18 protein-coding genes are annotated in these 17,482 nt (G+C 64.3%); 9 read left to right on the top strand and 9 right to left on the bottom strand.

Annotated elements, in window-relative coordinates; translation table 11 throughout:
- The first annotated feature begins 56 nt into the window (after nt 1-56).
- Nucleotides 57-599, top strand: a complete 543-nt coding sequence (locus J2J99_RS27445) for a hypothetical protein (protein WP_168296490.1) — start codon at nt 57-59, stop codon at nt 597-599.
- Between the two features lie 10 nt (nt 600-609).
- Here the strand turns inward: J2J99_RS27445 and J2J99_RS27440 are convergent, their stop codons facing one another.
- From J2J99_RS27440 to J2J99_RS27420, 5 genes are all read right to left on the bottom strand, one after another.
- Nucleotides 610-2,100 carry an HAL/PAL/TAL family ammonia-lyase gene (locus tag J2J99_RS27440; protein ID WP_168296489.1) on the bottom strand — a complete coding sequence of 497 codons (1,491 nt, stop codon included), beginning with the start codon at nt 2,098-2,100 and terminating at the stop codon, nt 610-612.
- On the bottom strand, nt 2,097-2,873 hold the full coding sequence (locus J2J99_RS27435) for an ABC transporter ATP-binding protein (RefSeq protein ID WP_040111353.1): 777 nt from the start codon (nt 2,871-2,873) through the stop codon (nt 2,097-2,099). The genes J2J99_RS27440 and J2J99_RS27435 overlap by 4 nt, the downstream gene beginning before the upstream one ends.
- A gap of 27 nt (nt 2,874-2,900) precedes the next feature.
- The gene (locus tag J2J99_RS27430; RefSeq protein WP_168296488.1) at nt 2,901-3,605 is read right to left on the bottom strand and encodes an ABC transporter permease; all 705 of its coding nucleotides are present in this window, start codon (nt 3,603-3,605) and stop codon (nt 2,901-2,903) included.
- 10 nt (nt 3,606-3,615) lie between these two features.
- Nucleotides 3,616-4,341 carry an ABC transporter permease gene (locus tag J2J99_RS27425; RefSeq protein ID WP_168296487.1) on the bottom strand — a complete coding sequence of 242 codons (726 nt, stop codon included), beginning with the start codon at nt 4,339-4,341 and terminating at the stop codon, nt 3,616-3,618.
- Between the two features lie 105 nt (nt 4,342-4,446).
- A complete protein-coding gene (locus tag J2J99_RS27420; protein WP_168296486.1) occupies nt 4,447-5,289 on the bottom strand; it encodes a transporter substrate-binding domain-containing protein in 843 nt (280 codons plus the stop codon).
- A gap of 193 nt (nt 5,290-5,482) precedes the next feature.
- Between J2J99_RS27420 and hutC (J2J99_RS27415) the strand changes: the two genes are divergently transcribed.
- Nucleotides 5,483-6,238 (top strand): histidine utilization transcriptional repressor HutC, encoded by a 756-nt coding sequence (gene hutC, locus J2J99_RS27415; protein WP_168296485.1) that lies wholly within the window; start codon nt 5,483-5,485, stop codon nt 6,236-6,238.
- Between the two features lie 33 nt (nt 6,239-6,271).
- On the opposite strand, the gene hutC (J2J99_RS27410) is transcribed toward hutC (J2J99_RS27415), so the two are convergent.
- Both hutC (J2J99_RS27410) and J2J99_RS27405 read right to left on the bottom strand, forming a co-directional pair.
- Nucleotides 6,272-6,994: a histidine utilization transcriptional repressor HutC gene (gene hutC / locus J2J99_RS27410; protein ID WP_168296484.1), complete on the bottom strand. Its 723-nt coding sequence runs from the start codon at nt 6,992-6,994 to the stop codon at nt 6,272-6,274.
- 61 nt (nt 6,995-7,055) lie between these two features.
- Nucleotides 7,056-8,402: a formimidoylglutamate deiminase gene (locus J2J99_RS27405; protein WP_168296483.1), complete on the bottom strand. Its 1,347-nt coding sequence runs from the start codon at nt 8,400-8,402 to the stop codon at nt 7,056-7,058.
- A gap of 122 nt (nt 8,403-8,524) precedes the next feature.
- Here J2J99_RS27405 and hutI point away from each other — a divergent pair, with 122 nt between their 5' ends.
- From hutI to J2J99_RS27375, 6 genes are all read left to right on the top strand, one after another.
- Nucleotides 8,525-9,787, top strand: coding sequence for an imidazolonepropionase (hutI, locus tag J2J99_RS27400; RefSeq protein ID WP_168296482.1), 1,263 nt, complete (start codon nt 8,525-8,527; stop codon nt 9,785-9,787).
- Entirely contained in the window at nt 9,784-11,319 is a 1,536-nt protein-coding gene (hutH, locus tag J2J99_RS27395; RefSeq protein WP_168296481.1) for a histidine ammonia-lyase, read from the top strand. Before hutI ends, hutH begins: the two co-directional genes overlap by 4 nt.
- A 202-nt stretch (nt 11,320-11,521) precedes the next feature.
- Nucleotides 11,522-12,325 (top strand): N-formylglutamate deformylase, encoded by an 804-nt coding sequence (gene hutG, locus J2J99_RS27390; protein WP_168296480.1) that lies wholly within the window; start codon nt 11,522-11,524, stop codon nt 12,323-12,325.
- 24 nt (nt 12,326-12,349) lie between these two features.
- Nucleotides 12,350-14,023: a urocanate hydratase gene (gene hutU, locus J2J99_RS27385; RefSeq protein WP_168296479.1), complete on the top strand. Its 1,674-nt coding sequence runs from the start codon at nt 12,350-12,352 to the stop codon at nt 14,021-14,023.
- A 5-nt stretch (nt 14,024-14,028) separates the two neighbouring features.
- Nucleotides 14,029-14,604, top strand: a complete 576-nt coding sequence (locus tag J2J99_RS27380; protein WP_168296478.1) for a HutD/Ves family protein — start codon at nt 14,029-14,031, stop codon at nt 14,602-14,604.
- Between the two features lie 175 nt (nt 14,605-14,779).
- On the top strand, nt 14,780-15,409 hold the full coding sequence (locus tag J2J99_RS27375) for a J domain-containing protein (RefSeq protein ID WP_168296477.1): 630 nt from the start codon (nt 14,780-14,782) through the stop codon (nt 15,407-15,409).
- Nucleotides 15,410-15,421: 12 nt separating this feature from the next.
- Here the strand turns inward: J2J99_RS27375 and J2J99_RS27370 are convergent, their stop codons facing one another.
- Together J2J99_RS27370 and J2J99_RS27365 are read right to left on the bottom strand one after the other, a co-directional pair.
- Nucleotides 15,422-16,123 carry a DUF899 family protein gene (locus J2J99_RS27370; RefSeq protein WP_168296476.1) on the bottom strand — a complete coding sequence of 234 codons (702 nt, stop codon included), beginning with the start codon at nt 16,121-16,123 and terminating at the stop codon, nt 15,422-15,424.
- Between the two features lie 467 nt (nt 16,124-16,590).
- Entirely contained in the window at nt 16,591-16,773 is a 183-nt protein-coding gene (locus J2J99_RS27365) for a hypothetical protein (RefSeq protein ID WP_168296475.1), read from the bottom strand.
- Between the two features lie 69 nt (nt 16,774-16,842).
- On the opposite strand from J2J99_RS27365, the gene J2J99_RS27360 reads away from it, so the two are divergent.
- The gene (locus J2J99_RS27360; RefSeq protein WP_168296474.1) at nt 16,843-17,481 is read left to right on the top strand and encodes an alpha/beta hydrolase family protein; all 639 of its coding nucleotides are present in this window, start codon (nt 16,843-16,845) and stop codon (nt 17,479-17,481) included.
- Nucleotide 17,482: the final 1 nt, after the last annotated feature.

Here is a 17,482-nt window from a genome sequence, read left to right as displayed (position 1 = left end):
AAAGCTCAACCTTCTTTTGCTATGGCTGGAGCGATTGACCTGGAGAGGTTTCGGCGATGAAAATTCTGACCGCGATGGTTCTGATGGCGGCCGTCCTGCCGCCGGTCTCGGCCTTGGGCGAGACCGAATGGATGGGCGGCGCGAGACAGTGGTCTGTCGGCTTTGCCAGCGAACACCCTGCCTATTGCCGGCTGCTGTGGGACAGCGAACTGGGCAAGACCATGGAATTCCGCCAGAGCGCCGCCGAAACGTTCTGGTTGGTGGGAAAGAATACATGGGACATTCCTTCCGGCACCAAGACCGAGGTGACGCTGACCGATCGGGCGATCACGAAGGTGGTAGCCGCCGAATTCTTCGACAAGAACACGCTTCGCCTCTGGCCCAAAGGCAGCAAGGGAAGCGCCGGACTGAAGAAGATCATCAAGAATTCCTTTGCCGGAACGCCTGACGTGCAGTTGACCTTTGTCGGCGACGAGGGCGACTGGACGCTGCCGCTTTCCCGGGTGGACCAGCTCTATCCAACCTTCGCCCAGTGCCTCAAACGACTCGAGGCCGGCGAGCCGGCCAAGCAGGATTCGTCGACCAGCAAACCTTTCTGACAGCCCTCGCTTAGACGGCCGGCGGCGCGGTCTCGCGGATCAGACTACGCGCGGCCTCGATATCGCCGCTCAGCGGCCGCTCGTCGCCATAATGGGAGATGCGCTGTCGCACGACCTGATAGACGAGATCCGTGCCTACCGCCCGCGGCGCCGTCGCCGCCAGGAAATCATGCGCCTGGGTCGCGGCCATCAGTTCGATCGCCAGGATATATTCGGCATTGTCGATGACGGCGAGCAGCTTGCCGGCGGCCGCCGTCGGATGGGCGAGGAAATCCTCCTGCAGGCCGGAAGTCAGGCCCCCGTCCATGGCCGCGGGTGCGGCAAGCCGGCGGTTCTCGTTGCTGAGCGCGGCTGCGGTATATTGCGCGATCATGAAGCCGGAATGGCTGCCGGCATCGCTCGCCAGAAACGGCGGCAGGCCGCTGACCAGCGGATTGACCAGCCGGTCCATGCGCCGCTCGCTGATCGCGCCGATCTGCGCCAGCGCAATCGCCAAGCTGTCGGCCGCCTGCCCGAGCGCCGGGGCGACGGCATGGGCCTCGGAGGCGACGATCGGCTGCTCCGGCGTGCCTGAGACGGCCGGATTGTCCGTGACCGAGGCAAGTTCCTGATCGGCGATGCGGGCGGAATTGTCGAAAACGTCACGGCCGGCGCCATGGGCATGCGGCACCGAGCGAAGGCTGAGCGCATCCTGCGTGCGCCGGCCGAAGGCGGCGGCGACGAGGCCGCTGCCCTGGAGCCGACCGCGCAGGCTGGCTCCGACCTTTTCGATCCCGGCAGACGGGCGCAGCGCCAGCACCGCCGCATCAAAGGCGGCGATCTGGCAGCCTGCCGCTTCCAGCGTCAGCGCTGCGATGGCATCGGCCCAGTCGAGCAGCCGTTCGGCGCGCAAAAGCGCCGTGGCGATCAGCCCCGTGGCGCAGGCCGTGCCGTTGACGAGGCTCAGACCCTCCTTGGCGCCGAGCACCAGCGGCTGCAGGCCGATCGCCGCCAGCGCCTCGCGGCCGCTCATGCGCCGACCGGCCACAGTGGCGCTGCCTTCGCCGATCAGGACGAGCGCGGTATGGGCATTGTGGGTGAGATAACCGGCCGAGCCTTTCGACGGCACGTCGGGGATGCAATCATGTTCCAGCAAGGCTGTGAGATGCTGGACAATCTCGCGCCGCACGCCGGAATGGCCATGGGCGAAATTGGCGATCTGGGCGGCGATGATGGCGCGCACATCGCGGCCGGCCAGCAGCGGCCCGACGCCGCAGGCATGGCTGAGCACGATGCTGCGTGACAGCAGGCTTTGCGAAGCCCGGTCGACCACGGTATCGGCAAGCGCGCCGACGCCGGTGTTGACGCCATAGGCGCGCACGCCGGTCTCGACGATGCTGGCGACGATGCGGCTTGCCTGCTCGACCCGCGCCCAGGCGGCCGGCGACAGCGCAAGCGCTTCCCCTGCCCCGACGCGCGCGACGTCGCGCCAGGTCAGCACGGTCTCGATGGTGATCGTCATTGCCCTGTTCCGAAATGGCCGATGAATTGGCGGAAGGCGGGGGTCGCGCCTGTTGTGAACATCTCGTCCGGCTTGCCGCTGCTTTCGATCAGCCCCTCGCGCATGAAGACGACGCGGTTCGAGACGTTGCGGGCAAAGCTCATCTCATGGGTGACGACGAGCATGGTCATGCCTTCCTCGGCAAGCGCCCGCATGACGCGCAGCACTTCGCCGACAAGTTCCGGATCGAGCGCCGAGGTCGGCTCGTCGAAAAGCATGACCTTCGGTTTCATCGCGAGCGCGCGGGCGATTGCGGCGCGCTGCTGCTGGCCGCCGGAGAGATGGGCGGGATAGGCATGGCGTTTGTCTGCGATGCCGACCTTTTCGAGCAGCGCTTCGGCCTCGGCGATGCAGTCGGCGCGCGGCCGCTTCAGCACATGGATCGGCCCTTCGATGACGTTCTGCAGGATCGTCATATGGGACCAGAGATTGAAGGACTGGAACACCATGCCGAGTTCGGAGCGGATATGGTCGACCTGCTTCTGGCTGGCCGGCCTTGTCTTGCCGTTCTTGTGAACCATCTCGATGTGCTCGCCATCGACCCAGATCTCACCGTCGCTTGCGGTTTCGAGCAGATTGATGCAGCGCAGAAAGGTCGATTTGCCGGAGCCGGAGGCGCCGAGCAGCGAAATCACGTCGCCGTCCTCAGCATCGAGGGAAATGCCGCGCAGCACCTCGTGCGTGCCGAAGCTCTTGCGGATATTGCGGACCGAAAGTCGGGTTACGCCTGGCATGGTTGCTCCAATCGATTCAGGTTCCGCCTAGGCCTTCAGCGCCTGCGGGATCGCACGGCGGTGTCGGGACAGCGAATATTCGAGCAGAGCCATGCCCTGCAGGATGATGAAGTTCAAAACGAGATAGATGATCGCCGCGCAGAGGAAGACTTCCATCGTGCGGTAGGTCTGCGAGATCAGCCGCTGGGCCACACCGGTGACCTCCCAGACGGTGACGAGGCTGGCGAGCGCCGTCGATTTCATCATCAGCACGATCTCGGTGGAATAGGCCGGCAGCGCGTGGCGGAAGGCAATCGGCGCCAGGATGCGGCGCACCATCAGGAAGCCGGACATGCCGATCGAACGGGCCGCCTCGATCTCCTTCGGCGAAACCGCGCGGATGCCGCCGCGAAAGATCTCCGCCGTGTAGCCGGCGGTGCAGAGCGCCAGCGACAGCACGGCGCAAACCATCGGCTCGCGCAGGAACGGCCAGAGGAAGGAATAGCGGATGACGCCGAACTGGCCGAGGCCGTAGAACACCAGGAACATCTGGATCAAGAGCGGCGAGCCGCGAAAGACGAAGATATAGCCCTTGGCGAAACCCGACAGATAGCGGTTGCCGCTGACCCGCATCGTGACGATGACCAGCGCCAGCAGACCGCCGAAGAAGATCGACAGCGAAAACAGGATCAGCGTCGTCGGCACGGCTTTCAGCAGCGTCACCATGGTCGAGGCGAGAAAGGTGAAATCCATCGTCGTCCCCTTACGCCTGGCCCATGGCGGAGGCCGGCATGCTGCGATTGGCGCGGCGTTCCGCGCCGTTGAAGATGCGGTCGGAAAGGCTGGTCAGGATCAGGTAGAGGCAGCCGCCGGCGATGAAGAACAGAAAATATTGCCGGGTCGAACCCGCCGCCACCTGGCTGGTGCGCATCAGCTCGGCAAGGCCGGTGACGGAGATCAGCGCCGAATCCTTGAGGCTAAGCTGCCAGACATTGCCGAGGCCGGGAATGGCGAAGCGAAGCACCTGCGGGATGATGATGCGGCGGAAGCGCATGCCGCGATTCATGCCGATCGCCGAAGCGGCTTCGAGCTCACCCTTGGCGATCGCCAGATAGGCGCCGCGGAACACCTCCGCCTGATAGGAGCCGGAGATGATGCCGACGGCAAGCGCGCCGGCGGCGAAAGAAGGCAGGCCGAGGAAACCCTCGTAGCCCATCGCCTTGCCGATCGAAGTGACGGCGGAGGAACCGCCGAAATAGATGAGATAGATGATCAGCAGTTCCGGCACGCCGCGAAAGACGGTCGTATAGACATTGCCGAAGGCGACGAGGAGAGGATTGCCGGAGAGCTTCGCACCCGCGACGATGGCGCCGAGCACCGCGCCGATCGCAAGCGCCGTCGCGGTGACGGCCAGCGTCATCAAGGCGGCGAGAATGAGCAGCGCGCCCCATCCCGTCGAGCCGAAGCCAAGCAGTTCCAAGGTTGCCATAGCGTCGTTCCCCGTCCGTGGCAGTGTTCTTGTCGATCGAGAATAACACGCGGTCTCCGGCGATAAAGCCGGAGACCGGCGCCTGCGGCCAAACGGCCGAAGCGATTACTGCTGCGGACTGACGTCGACCTTGAACCACTTCATCGAAAGGTTCTTGACCGTGCCGTCGGCGAGCGCCGACTTGATCGCCACGTTGAACTTGTCCCGCAGATCGGTGTCGGCCTTGCGGACGCCGAGGCCCTCGCCCTCGCCCCAGATCGAGCCGACGATCTCCGGACCGGTGAAGTCGAGCGCGCCGTTGGCGGCCTGGAAAGCATTGGCGAAATAGACGGCGTCATCGAAGCCGAGGTCGATGCGGCCGTTTTGCAGGTCGAGATCGCGGTCGGCGCCGGTCTTGTATTCGCGGATCTCGGCAATGTCGCCGAAATTGTCATAGACGAACTTGGCATAGACGGTCGCCGCCTGGATGCCGATCGTCTTGCCCTTGAAGGCCTCTTTCAGCGCGTCGATCTCCTTAACGCCGGTCTGGCCGGGCGTCATCTTGATCGTGGCGCCGGTGCCGGCGGCTTTCGCCAGCGGGCTGTCCTTGGCGGCGGCGAAGGCGGCGGGTGTCGCGGCATAGGGAACGGTGAAGTCGATGACCTGCTTGCGCTCCTCGGTGATCGACAGCGCGTCCATGATGACGTCGAACTTGCCGGCATTGAGCGCCGGGATCATGCCGTCCCAGTCGGAAGCGACGAGCGTGCATTCGATCTTGGCGCGTTCGCACAGCACCTTGGCAAGCTCCGGCTCGAAGCCGCCGAGCGTGCCGTCGGCATTGGTGAGGTTCCACGGCGCATAGGCGCCTTCAAGCGTGATGGTCGCCTTCGTCCAGTCCTTGGCAAAGGCGGGGGCAGCAAAGGCGGAAAGAGCGGCGACGCCGCAAAACAGGATTGTGCTGAATTTCATTGATGAATTCTCCTCTGGAGTTGAAACAGACCTTGCGGCGCCACGCCGATCTTCGCCGGCTTGCCCTTTCCGTCCTATTTTTGTGTCCAGGACCGATTGGGAGGTTGTATATGGTACCATATGAGATATTTTGTGATATGCAAGAGGAAAGTCGTTTATGTGGCAAATTGCATCCGTGCAAAAGGAATAGGCAATGAAGCGTTCCGGCGAAATGAAGCGCGACCTGGCGGGAAATGACAGCACGCCGCTCTACGCCGGCGTCAAGCAGGTGATCCTCGACCGCATCCACAGCGGCGAATGGCCGCCGAAATACCGCGTGCCGTCGGAAAACGAACTGGTCGTCGAACTCGGCGTCAGCAAGATGACCGCCAACCGGGCACTGCGCGAGCTTGCCAACGAAGGCGAACTCGTCCGCATCCAGGGCGTCGGCTCCTTCGTGGCCGAGCGCAAGGGTTATTCAGCGCTGTTCGAGGTGCGCAACATCGCCGAGGAGATCGCCGAACGCGGTCATATCCACGAGGCCACTGTCGTCGTTCTGGCCCGGGAAACCGCCTCTCCCGAGATTGCTGACGCCTTGGAACTGGCAATCGGCGCGGCCGTTTTCCACTCGCTGATCGTGCACAGCGAAAACGGCGTTCCCGTGCAGATCGAGGACCGGTTCGTCCATCCGGAGGCCGCTCCCGAATATCTGGAGCAGGACTTCACGACGCTGACGCCGAACGCTTATTTGACGGCCGCCGCCCCGCTCAGCGGCTCCGAGCACGTCGTCGAGGCGGCGATGCCGCAGGCCTGGGAATGCAAGCTCCTGACCATCCTGAAGAGCGAGCCCTGCCTGACGATCCGCCGGCGCACATGGTCGGCCAAACAGGTGGTCTCGACCGCCCGCCTCGTCTATCCCGGCTATCGCTATCGGCTCGAGGCGCGCAGCGGCAAGATGTTCGAAGATTAAAACACTCGTTACCTTGTATATGGAACCTGTAGTTTATTGCGACGCCGGTGTGAATCGCGCCACCAGCGCGTGACGATCGCCGGGATAGGTGAAGCGCACGTGGGTCACCGGGCCGGCGCCGCTCCAGGTGCGGCGCTCCACCACCAGGCACGCGGTGTTGCGGGCGATGTCGAGGACGGCCGCCACCTCGGCGCTGGCGGAGACGGCGTGGATCCGGTGTTCGGCGGTGCTCCACGGCACCTGGTTGAGCAGCCACGGCCCCGGCGCCACCGTCAGGAAATCGGCATCGGCCGCCTCCGGCACGGTCGCAAGGCTGATCAGCCGCTCCTCCAAACAGAAGGGCCGTGCGCCGGCATTGTGGATGCAGACGACCTCGACGACCGAGGACCCGACCGGCAGCTCCAGCCGGCGGCTGTCTTCCGCCTTGGCCTTGCGGCTCGCCTTCTTCGACACCGCATAGGAATAGGGCAGGTTCAGCGACTGCACCTCGGCCTTGATGTCGTGGATTTCGAGAACCGCCGATTGCGCCTGCGGCTGGGTGACGAAGCTGCCGGATTTCTTGCGGCGCTCGATCAGGCCGGCCTTGGCGAGCTGGGTCAGCACCTTGTTCACCGTCATCCGCGAGACGTCATACTGCGTGGCGAGATCGACCTCGAAAGGAATGCGATGCCCCGGCGGCCATTCGCCCGAGACGATACGGCCCTCGATGTCGCCCAGGATGCGCTGATGCAAGGTGGTATCCCTGCTTTGATTCATCGCCAAGTTCCGATTTGGTTTTCCGATCTAGATCGAATGCGCCACCGTGAAAAGCGCTTTTTCAGGCAGCCAGCAACTCACCCATCGCAGCAAGGAATCGACGATCGATGGCGTCACGCTTGAGATGGCGACCGCCCTCTACCTGCCTGCGGCCGCGCGCCCAGACGCAATCGACGGAAATGCCGCCGGCAAACAGCCAGTGATCGAGGATCTGATCGCCGGAAAGATAAGGAACGGCCGTGGCATCGAGCGCAACGAGATCGGCATGACCGCCCTCGGCGATGCCCGCCGGGGCCTTCAGCGCCGCGCCGCCGCCGGCAAGCGCCTGGTTGAACAGGCAAAGCGCCGTCGAACCGCCGGGCGCGGCCACGACATTGCGGGCGCGCAGCGCCAGGCGCTGCGAATATTCGAGCTGGCGCAGTTCCTCCGGCAGGGAGATCCGCACGTTGGAATCCGAGCCGATGCCGTAACGCCCGCCCTCTTCAAGGAAGAGCGGCGCGGGAAAGGCGCCGTCGCCGAGATTGGCCTCGGTGATCGGGCAGAGGCCGGCAATCGCGCCGCGTTTCGCCATCCGCCGCGTCTCGTCCTCGGTCATGTGCGTCGCATGGATGAGGCACCAGCGCTCATCCACCGGCATATGATCGAGCAGCCATTCGACCGGCCGCGCGCCCGACCAGGCGACGCAGTCCTCGACCTCCTTCACCTGCTCGGCGACATGGATATGGATCGGGCCTTCGCCCGCCAACGGCACGACCCTGGCCAGTTCCTCCGGGGTAGCCGCCCGCAAACTGTGCGGCGCCAGTCCGAGTTCGGCGCCGTCGAGCCTGCCGATCACCGCCCGGCATCCTTCCATCAGCCTTTCGAAGCTTTCGAGCGAATTGATGAAGCGCCGCTGGCCGTCGATCGGCTGAGCGCCGCCGAAACCGGAATGGGCATAGAAGACCGGCAGCAGGGTCAGACCGATGCCCGTCTCCTGGCTCGCCGCACCGATACGTTCGGCAAGCTCGGCAATATTGGCATAGGCCGCTCCGTCCTTATCATGATGGAGATAGTGGAACTCGCCAACCCGGGAAAAGCCTGCCTCCAGCATCTCCGCGTAGAGCTTGGCTGCGACCGCCTCGACATGCTCCGGCGTCATCGCCAAAGCGAACTTGTACATGACCGTGCGCCAGCTCCAGAAGCTGTCGTTTGTCGGGCCGCGCACCTCGGCAAGACCGGCCATCGCCCGCTGGAAGGCGTGGCTGTGCAGATTGCCCATGGCCGGGACGATCAGGGCATGGCGCTCATCGCCGGGCGCGGCGCCAACGCCCACCTCGACCCGGGCGAGGCGCCCGGCCTCGAGCGTCAGCCGCACGTCCTTCTGCCAGCCTTGCGGCGTCAGCGCCGTGCCTGCGTGAAGTGTGGTCATGGCCTTTTCTCCCCTTCTGCCGCGCCGCCGATCTTTCTTTTCCAGAAGAGCGCGCAAAATTTCTCTTGTCACCTGCTTATTATGTATATACATGTTTCGGCATAAGGAAAGGCGCAAAGCTGATGACCGGGAACAATTTTTCTGAAGAGACCGCATCCGCCGACGTCAGGCCGGCGCTGTGGCGCAATGCGCGCCTGGCGACGCTCGCACCAGACAAAGCCGGGCTCGGCATCATCGAAAAGGGCGCCGTTCTGATCGAAAACGGCCGCATCGCCTTTGCCGGCGCTGAAAGCGAGCTGCCGGCATCGGCGATCGAACGCTCGGACATCATCGATCTCGAAGGCCGCTGGGTGACACCGGGTCTCGTCGACTGCCACACCCATATCGTTCACGGCGGCAATCGCGCCCGCGAATTCGAGATGCGGCTCGAAGGCGCCTCCTATGAGGAGATTGCGCGGGCCGGCGGCGGCATCGTCTCCTCCGTTCAGGCAACCAATGCCCTGTCGGTCGAGGAACTTGTCGCCACGGCGCTGCCGCGGCTCGATACGCTGCTTGCCGAAGGCGTGACGACGATCGAGATCAAATCCGGCTATGGTCTCAACCGAACCGGCGAAGTGAAGATGCTGCAGAGCGCCCGCCTGCTCGGCCATGTCAGGCCGGTCCGCGTTGCCACCAGCTATCTCGGCGCGCATGCGACGCCTGTCGACTATAAGGGCCGCAACGGCGACTATCTCGACGAAATTGTGCTGCCCGGTCTCGACGACATGTATAATCTCGGCCTAGCCGATGCCGTCGACGGCTTCTGCGAAGGCATTGCCTTTTCGACGGCCGAGATCGCCCGCGTCTTCGACAAGGCGAAGGCTCTCGGCCTGCCGGTCAAGCTGCATGCCGAGCAGCTCTCCAATCTCGGCGGCGCCAAGCTGGCGGCCGCCTATGGCGCGCTCTCCTGCGATCACCTCGAATATCTCGACGAGGAAGGCGTTGCGGCAATGGCCGCCGCCGGCACCGTCGCCGTGCTGCTGCCCGGCGCCTTCTACGCCATTCATGAAAAGCAGAAGCCGCCGGTGGAGGCGCTGCGCCGGGCGGGCGTGCCGATCGCAATCGCCACCGATTGCAATCCGGGCACCTCGCCGCTCACCTCGATGCTGCTCACCATGAACATGTCGGCGACGCTGTTTGGCCTCACCGTCGAGGAATGCATCGCCGGTGCCACCCGCGAAGGTGCCCGCGCCCTCGGCCTCATCGGCGAGACCGGAACGCTCGAAGCCGGCAAATCTGCCGATCTCGCCGTCTGGAATATCGAGAGCCTTGCCGAGCTCGTCTACCGCATCGGCTTCAACCCGCTTCATACACGCGTCTTCAAAGGCGAAAGGAACGGTCGATGACCATTACGCTCCACCCGGGCTCCGTCTCGCTCAAGGATCTGGAAAGCATCTATTGGACCGGCGAGCCGGCAAGGCTCGATCCCGCCTTCGATGCCGGTATCGCCAAGGCCGCCGCCCGCATTGCCGAAATCGCCGCCGGCAATGCGCCGGTTTACGGCATAAATACCGGCTTCGGCAAACTCGCCTCGATCAAGATCGACAGCGCTGACGTCGCCACGCTGCAGCGCAATCTCATCCTGTCGCATTGCTGCGGCATCGGCGCGCCGCTGCCGGAAAATGTCGTCCGGCTGATCATGGCGCTGAAGCTGGTCTCGCTCGGCCGCGGCGCCTCCGGCGTGCGGCTGGAGCTGGTGCGGCTGATCGAAGGCATGCTTGATAGGGGCGTCATCCCGCTGATCCCGGAAAAGGGCTCGGTCGGCGCCTCCGGCGATCTTGCGCCGCTCGCCCACATGGCGGCGGTGATGATGGGCGAGGCCGAAGCCTTCTTCGGCGGCGAGCGCCTTTCCGGCGCAGCTGCCCTTCAAAAGGCCGGACTGAAACCGGTCGTGCTCGCCGCCAAGGAAGGCCTGGCGCTGATCAACGGCACGCAGACCTCGACGGCGCTGGCGCTTGCCGGCCTCTTCCGCGCCCATCGCGCCGCGCAGTCCGCCTTGATCACCGGCGCGATGTCGACTGACGCCGCCATGGGCTCCTCGGCACCCTTCCATGCCGATATCCATACCTTGCGCGGCCACAAGGGCCAGATCGATACCGCAGCCGCGCTTCGCGGCCTGCTGGAAAACTCCGTCATCCGCCAGAGCCACATCGAGGGCGACGAGCGCGTGCAGGATCCTTATTGCATCCGTTGCCAGCCGCAGGTCGACGGCGCCTGCCTCGACCTCTTGCGCTCGGTCGCCCGCACGTTGGAGATCGAGGCCAATGCGGTCACCGACAATCCGCTGGTGCTGTCGGACAATTCGGTTGTATCGGGCGGCAACTTCCACGCCGAACCGGTCGCCTTCGCCGCCGACCAGATCGCCCTCGCCGTCTGCGAGATCGGTGCGATCTCGCAGCGCCGCATCGCGCTGCTGGTGGACCCGGTGCTCTCCTACGGCCTGCCGGCCTTCCTCGCCAAGAAGCCGGGCCTCAACTCCGGCCTGATGATTGCCGAGGTCACCTCGGCGGCGCTGATGTCTGAGAACAAGCAGATGTCGCACCCCGCCTCGGTCGATTCGACGCCGACCTCGGCCAACCAGGAAGACCACGTCTCGATGGCCTGCCACGGCGCCCGCCGCCTGCTGCAGATGACCGAAAACCTGTTCGGCATTATCGGCATCGAGGCGCTGACCGCCGCCCAGGGCGTCGAACTGCGCGCGCCGCTCGCAACGAGCCCGGAGCTTTTGAAGGCGATCGCGGCAATCCGCAGGCAGGTGCCGAGCCTGGACGTCGACCGCTACATGGCAAACGACCTCGCCGCCGCCGCGGAACTGGTGGCGACGGGCGCGCTGAACGCCTCGGTTTCGTCAGGCATCTTGCCGGTTCTGGAGGGTTGATCGTGATGGTTGCGCACTCGGTACCCCCCTCTGTCCTGCCGGACATCTCCCCCACAAGGGGGGAGATCGGCATGCGGATGGCACCTCCCCAAACAGCTGATGTTGGAGCAAGCGGGTGCCCCCAGCTGATCTCCCCCCTTGTGGGGGAGATGTCCGGCAGGACAGAGGGGGGTAACCCCCGCACCGCCGGAGCGCTTTGCCCATGACCGTCCCATACGAAATTCATCGGGGCACCTCCCCCGTCATCCTCGCCTTCCCCCATACTGGCACCGACGTGCCGCCGGCGATTTACGATCGCCTCAACGACAATGGCCGGATCCTCGCCGATACCGACTGGCATATCCACGAGCTGTATGATGGCCTGCTGTCCGACGCCACAACCGTGCGCGCCACCTTCCACCGCTATGTGATCGACGCCAACCGCGATCCCCAGGGCGTCAGCCTTTATCCAGGCCAGAACACCACAGGCCTCGTCCCGGAAACGGACTTCGACGGCAAGGCGATCTGGAAGGATGGGCAGGCGCCTGACGAGGCCGATATCGCGGCGCGGCTGAGGGACTTTCATGCGCCCTATCATGCCGCCCTTGCCGCCGAGATCGAGCGCGTCAGAACAATGCACGGCGTGGCGATCCTCTATGATTGCCACTCGATCCGCTCGCACATTCCCTTCCTCTTCGAAGGCAAGCTGCCGGATTTCAATATCGGCACCGATATGGGCAGGACATGCGACGGCGCCATCGAGCAGGCGACGCTGACCGTCGTCGAAGCCGCAGATGGCTATGACAGCGTGCTCAACGGCCGCTTCAAGGGCGGCTGGACGACCCGCCATTATGGCCGGCCCGAGACCGGCGTGCATGCGATCCAGATGGAGCTCGCGCAATCGACCCATCTGCAGAGCGAGGCGCCGCCATTTGCCTACGACACTACGAAAGCGGACAGGCTTCGCGTCCATCTCAAAGACATTCTGGTGCGCATCGAGCAGATAGCGCCAGGCCTGAAACGATAACGATCACTCGACAGGGGAACCGCCATGAGCAATCCACGCCACAATATCCGCGAAATCCGTGCGCCTCGCGGCAACGAGCTCAATGCCAAGAGCTGGATGACCGAAGCGCCGCTGCGCATGCTGATGAACAATCTCGATCCCGATGTCGCCGAAAATCCGAACGAGCTCGTCGTTTACGGCGGCATCGGCCGAGCCGCCCGTACCTGGGAGGACTTCGACCGCATTGTCGCGACGCTGAAGACGCTGACGGAAGAAGAGACGCTGCTGGTGCAATCCGGCAAGCCGGTCGGCGTCTTCCGCACCCACAAGGATGCGCCCCGTGTGCTGATCGCCAACTCCAACCTCGTGCCGCACTGGGCGACCTGGGACCATTTCAACGAGCTCGATAAGAAGGGCCTTGCCATGTACGGCCAGATGACGGCCGGCTCGTGGATCTATATCGGCACACAGGGCATCGTGCAGGGCACCTACGAGACCTTCGTCGAGGCCGGCCGCCAGCACTACGGCGGCAATCTCAAGGGCAAATGGATCCTGACCGGCGGCCTCGGCGGCATGGGTGGCGCCCAGCCGCTCGCCGCCGTCATGGCCGGCGCCTGCTGCCTCGCCGTCGAATGTAACCCTGACTCGATCGATTTCCGCCTGCGCACCCGCTATCTCGACGCCAAGGCCGAGACGCTCGACGAAGCGCTCGAGATGATCGACCGCTGGACCAAGGCCGGCGAAGCCAAATCCGTCGGCCTGCTCGGCAATGCCGCCGAAATCCTGCCGGAAATGGTCCGCCGCGGTATCCGCCCCGACATCGTCACCGACCAGACCTCGGCCCACGACCCGATCAATGGCTACCTGCCGAAGGGCTGGACGATGGCCGAGTGGAAGGCCAAGCGCGAAAGCGATCCGAAGGCGGTCGAAAAGGCCGCGCGCGCCTCGATGCGCGAGCATGTCGAAGCGATGATCGCCTTCTGGAATGCCGGCATTCCGACCCTCGACTACGGCAACAACATCCGTCAGGTCGCCAAGGACGAAGGCCTCGAGAACGCCTTCGCCTTCCCCGGCTTCGTGCCGGCCTATATCCGGCCGCTGTTCTGCCGCGGCATCGGTCCCTTCCGCTGGGCTGCCCTGTCGGGCAATCCGGAGGATATCTACAAGACCGACGCCAAGGTGAAGGAACTGCTGCCCGACAACAAGCACCTGCACAACTGGCTCGACATGGCCAGAGAGCGCATCTCCTTCCAGGGCCTGCCGGCGCGCATCTGCTGGGTCGGCCTCGGCGACCGCCACCGCCTGGCTCTGGCCTTCAATGAAATGGTCAAGAACGGCGAACTTTCCGCCCCGATCGTCATCGGCCGTGACCATCTCGACTCCGGTTCCGTCGCCTCGCCGAACCGCGAAACCGAAGCGATGAAGGACGGCTCCGACGCCGTCTCCGACTGGCCGCTGCTGAACGCACTGCTCAACACGGCGTCTGGCGCCACCTGGGTATCGCTGCACCATGGCGGCGGTGTCGGCATGGGCTTCTCCCAGCATTCGGGCGTCGTCATCTGCGCCGATGGCACCGACGATGCGGCCAGGCGTCTTGAGCGGGTGCTCTGGAACGACCCGGCGACCGGCGTCATGCGCCACGCCGATGCCGGTTACGACATCGCCCTCGACTGCGCGAGGGACAAGGGTCTGCGCCTGCCCGGCATTCTCGGGAACTGAGCCCCATGCGGATCCTGCGCGCCAGCGATCACAGGCGCATGCCGTGGAAAAACGGCGGCGGCGAGACGGTGGAGATCGCCGTTTCGCCCGAAGCGGCCGGCCTCGCCGGCTTCGACTGGCGCGTCAGCATGGCAACCGTCGCGGCCGACGGGCCGTTCTCGATCTTTCCCGGCATCGACCGCACGCTGGCGATCCTCGACGGCAACGGCATGGTGCTCGACATCGAAGGCAGGGCGCCGGTGCTGCTGACGACGGCGAGCGATCCGCTGGCCTTCCAGGCGGATATCCCAGTCACGGCGAAACTGCAGGACGGCGCAATCACCGATCTCAATGTCATGACCCGCCGCGAGGGGATTACCCACCGACTGGTCCGCATCGAAATCGCCGGCGGCAAGACCCTGCCGCTGATGTCGTCGACATGCCTGTTGCTCTGCCACCGCGGCGCCCTGTCGTTCCGGCAGGGCGCCGAGACCGGCGCGCTGGCGGCCGGCGATGTGCTGCTGATCGAGAATCGGGCAGAAAGCGTGCTTGAAGTCGACGGTGAAGCCCAATGTTATCTCGTCTCGATCGTTACAAACTGATCGCGGCACAACGACTTGAAACAATTTGATAATCGCGCAACAGTCCCGGCGTCCGCAGCGGCTATTTCCATGTCGGGCCATGGACGTCATTCGTGCTTTCGGTCTAAACTTCGCCTTTCTGATACAGAAGAAGACCTAGACTGCCCGCGAGACCAGGGGCAGCAGGGGAGCAGGCGTGACGGATCCATACGATATTCTCGGCGTTGAACGCGATGCGGACGAAGCGCAATTGAAGGCAGCCTATCGCAAGCTTGCGAAGGTCGCCCACCCGGATTCGGGCGGCGATTCGCAAGCGTTCGACAACCTGCAGAAGGCCTATGCGCTGCTCCTCGATCCGGTCCGCCGCAAGGTCTACGACGATACCGGCTATGATGTCGAATTCGCCGATGCGGCCGAGTTGCAGGCGCTGGTCATGATCGAGAAGCTCGTCACCGATGCGGTACTCGATGAGCGCGCGCCGGGAAGTTTCGATCCCGTCGCCGTCATGCAGGACAGCCTTTCGGAGGAACTGCGCAAGGCGCGTTTCAGCAAGAGCGAGTTGGAGCGCCATGCCTCGCGAATCCGGCTGCATCTAGAGCGGCTCGCCAAAGAGTCGGGCCGGGATGTGCTCGCGCACATGTTCCGTGCCCGCATCGAGGCGATCGGCAAGGCGGTGGCCGAAACCGAAGCCAAGATCAAGGCGACGGAACGCGCCGCCGACATGCTGAGCGGCTATGTCTACGATATCGACCCGACGCCGCTGCCGGAGGCCTCGGTCACCAACATCGAATGGGCCGAGGCGCCGAGAAACCGTTCCATCGGCTGACGGCCTGCAGCCTCAATAGGACAGTTTCGGATACCAGTCCGGCGCCCGGCCTTCCGGCGTGCAGTCGAGCACGGTCCAGAGCGGCATCAGATCGGGCGCGCCACGTGGATCCTCGCCCGGATCGGCCGTCACCTCGCCCATCTCGCCGCTCCAGAAATGGCGGACGGTGCCGTCGCGCCGCGTGAAGACGTTGAAGGCCGCATCATCGCCGCCGCCCCTGCCGATGGCGTGATAGTCGCGGCTGTAATCGCCCGTCGGATCGGAATAGAGCGGCAGGTGTTGCCAGCCACGCTCCTTCTTGAAGGCCAGCAGCCTGCCGATCGGCGAAAGCGCAACGACCGCAAGCGCAACGCGCTGCTGGATATCGGGCACCTCGCCGTCCCAGGCCGACAGCAGCGAGGTGCACATCGGGCACGGGCGCTCGCGCTCGGGGCCGAACATGTAGCTGTAGACGACCAGCGTTTCCTTGTCGGCAAACAGCTCGCTGAAGCTTATCGGACCGCCGGCGCCTTCGAAGCGGTAGTCTTTCGTCACCGCGCCGCCCGGCGGCAGCGCCCGGCGCTGTACCGCAACGCGTTCGATGTGGCGGCGCAATTCGATCTCTTCGGCGAGCAGCGCATCGCGAGCGATGCGATATTCCTCGCTCTCGTTGGGGAACCGGACGCCGTTCTTGGCCGCCAGTACGGCGGCGGGTACCAGCTGACTGCTATCCATGACAATCCTCCTGTCGTTGCCTGATGTGCCGACCAAAGGTGAATTGGAGCACATCGTTACAATGACGATCGGCGGACGTGAAAATCGACAGGGTAATAAAAAATTTCCCACTTCGGAATCCCGAAATTACCCCGCTTCGGTATTCCGAAATTCGAGCCGGTTTGGGCCATCGCGCCGCAGAGAAATAGTGAATGAATTCAATCCCGCAACCTATTTCGCGATCCCGAAGTGCTATATAGATCTTGGTGGGGTTCCTCCGATCTCGACACAGAAACTGCTTGGAGGCACCGAGGGCTGAAAAGCAAAAAGGGCGCTCGACCCTTGCGGGGAGCGCCCTTATCCTGTCGGACAGCGATCAGCTCGACGACGTCGATACCGGGCGCATCCATTTTTCAGGCAGGCCCGCTATATGGACGCTCCCTTTCTCGGTTTCAAGGGGTTTCTGTATCACCTTCAGCGAGTCGCCGCTAAAGCGCGGCGCCGGTGACGGGATTGACCACCGGCCGCTCGCTTTTATCGCCCTCCCCAGCCGGCTGCACCGCCGGCGGCGCCATCGATTTGGCGTCGGCCGGTTCAGGCTTGCCGGGAACGGAATTGACATCCTTGGGACGGCGCTGCTCCGGCTTTACGTTTTCGTCGTTCGTTGACATTGTCTGTCTCCTTTCCAGGAACAAGTCACGGCCGTCGACATGGTTCCGAGGGCGGATGGAGGATTGCCGATGCTTGACAGGTTTCTGCTGCAGGGCCCCGAGGATGCGCGCTTCACGATCCTGCTTGCGCATGGCGCCGGGGCGCCGATGGATTCTGCGTCGATGACGGCAACGGCGAAGGCGCTTGCCGATGCCGATTTCCGCGTCGCTCGTTTTGAATTCGCCTATATGGCCGCCCGCCGCAGCGGAATCCGCAAGCCGCCGCCGCGCGCCGAAACGCTCAATCCCGAATATGAGGCGGCGATTGCCGCGCTCGGCGCAAAAGGCCCCCTCATCATCGGCGGCAAGTCGATGGGCGGCCGCGTCGCCAGCATGATCGCCGACGATCTCCACGACAAGGGGAAGATCGCCGGCCTCCTCTGCCTCGGTTATCCCTTCCATCCGCCCGGCCAACCGGATAAGCTGCGCACGGGCCATCTCAAGCAGCTCACGACGCCTGCGCTGATCTGCCAGGGGACGCGCGACGAATTCGGCACGCGCGACGAGGTGCCGGGCTACGATCTTTCCGAGAGGATCGAAATCCTCTGGCTCGAGGACGGCGACCACGACCTCAAGCCGCGCAAGATAATCTCCGGCTTCTCCGCTACCGATCACCTTGCCACGATGGCGAAGGCGGCCAAGGCCTGGGCGGCGCGGTTGCCGATTTAGA

Origin of the sequence: Rhizobium binae (genome assembly GCF_017357225.1) — a bacterium.
Taxonomy (GTDB): Bacteria; Pseudomonadota; Alphaproteobacteria; order Rhizobiales; family Rhizobiaceae; genus Rhizobium; species Rhizobium binae.
Note: the sequence above shows the minus strand (reverse complement) of the source record. Positions and strands in the feature narration are given on the sequence as shown.

Bases quoted from the DNA above. Each gene is read 5' to 3' on its own strand.
- J2J99_RS27440 (WP_168296489.1), bottom strand. From the start codon at position 2,100: ATGACGATCACCATCGAGACCGTGCTGACCTGGCGCGACGTCGCGCGC.
- J2J99_RS27370 (WP_168296476.1), bottom strand. From the start codon at position 16,123: ATGGATAGCAGTCAGCTGGTACCCGCCGCCGTACTGGCGGCCAAGAAC.
- hutH (WP_168296481.1), top strand. From the start codon at position 9,784: ATGACCATTACGCTCCACCCGGGCTCCGTCTCGCTCAAGGATCTGGAA.
- J2J99_RS27435 (WP_040111353.1), bottom strand. From the start codon at position 2,873: ATGCCAGGCGTAACCCGACTTTCGGTCCGCAATATCCGCAAGAGCTTC.
- J2J99_RS27380 (WP_168296478.1), top strand. From the start codon at position 14,029: ATGCGGATCCTGCGCGCCAGCGATCACAGGCGCATGCCGTGGAAAAAC.
- J2J99_RS27445 (WP_168296490.1), top strand. From the start codon at position 57: ATGAAAATTCTGACCGCGATGGTTCTGATGGCGGCCGTCCTGCCGCCG.
- J2J99_RS27425 (WP_168296487.1), bottom strand. From the start codon at position 4,341: ATGGCAACCTTGGAACTGCTTGGCTTCGGCTCGACGGGATGGGGCGCG.
- hutI (WP_168296482.1), top strand. From the start codon at position 8,525: ATGACCGGGAACAATTTTTCTGAAGAGACCGCATCCGCCGACGTCAGG.
- hutU (WP_168296479.1), top strand. From the start codon at position 12,350: ATGAGCAATCCACGCCACAATATCCGCGAAATCCGTGCGCCTCGCGGC.
- hutC (WP_168296484.1), bottom strand. From the start codon at position 6,994: ATGAATCAAAGCAGGGATACCACCTTGCATCAGCGCATCCTGGGCGAC.
- hutC (WP_168296485.1), top strand. From the start codon at position 5,483: ATGAAGCGTTCCGGCGAAATGAAGCGCGACCTGGCGGGAAATGACAGC.
- J2J99_RS27430 (WP_168296488.1), bottom strand. From the start codon at position 3,605: ATGGATTTCACCTTTCTCGCCTCGACCATGGTGACGCTGCTGAAAGCC.
- J2J99_RS27360 (WP_168296474.1), top strand. From the start codon at position 16,843: ATGCTTGACAGGTTTCTGCTGCAGGGCCCCGAGGATGCGCGCTTCACG.
- hutG (WP_168296480.1), top strand. From the start codon at position 11,522: ATGACCGTCCCATACGAAATTCATCGGGGCACCTCCCCCGTCATCCTC.
- J2J99_RS27420 (WP_168296486.1), bottom strand. From the start codon at position 5,289: ATGAAATTCAGCACAATCCTGTTTTGCGGCGTCGCCGCTCTTTCCGCC.
- J2J99_RS27405 (WP_168296483.1), bottom strand. From the start codon at position 8,402: ATGACCACACTTCACGCAGGCACGGCGCTGACGCCGCAAGGCTGGCAG.
- J2J99_RS27365 (WP_168296475.1), bottom strand. From the start codon at position 16,773: ATGTCAACGAACGACGAAAACGTAAAGCCGGAGCAGCGCCGTCCCAAG.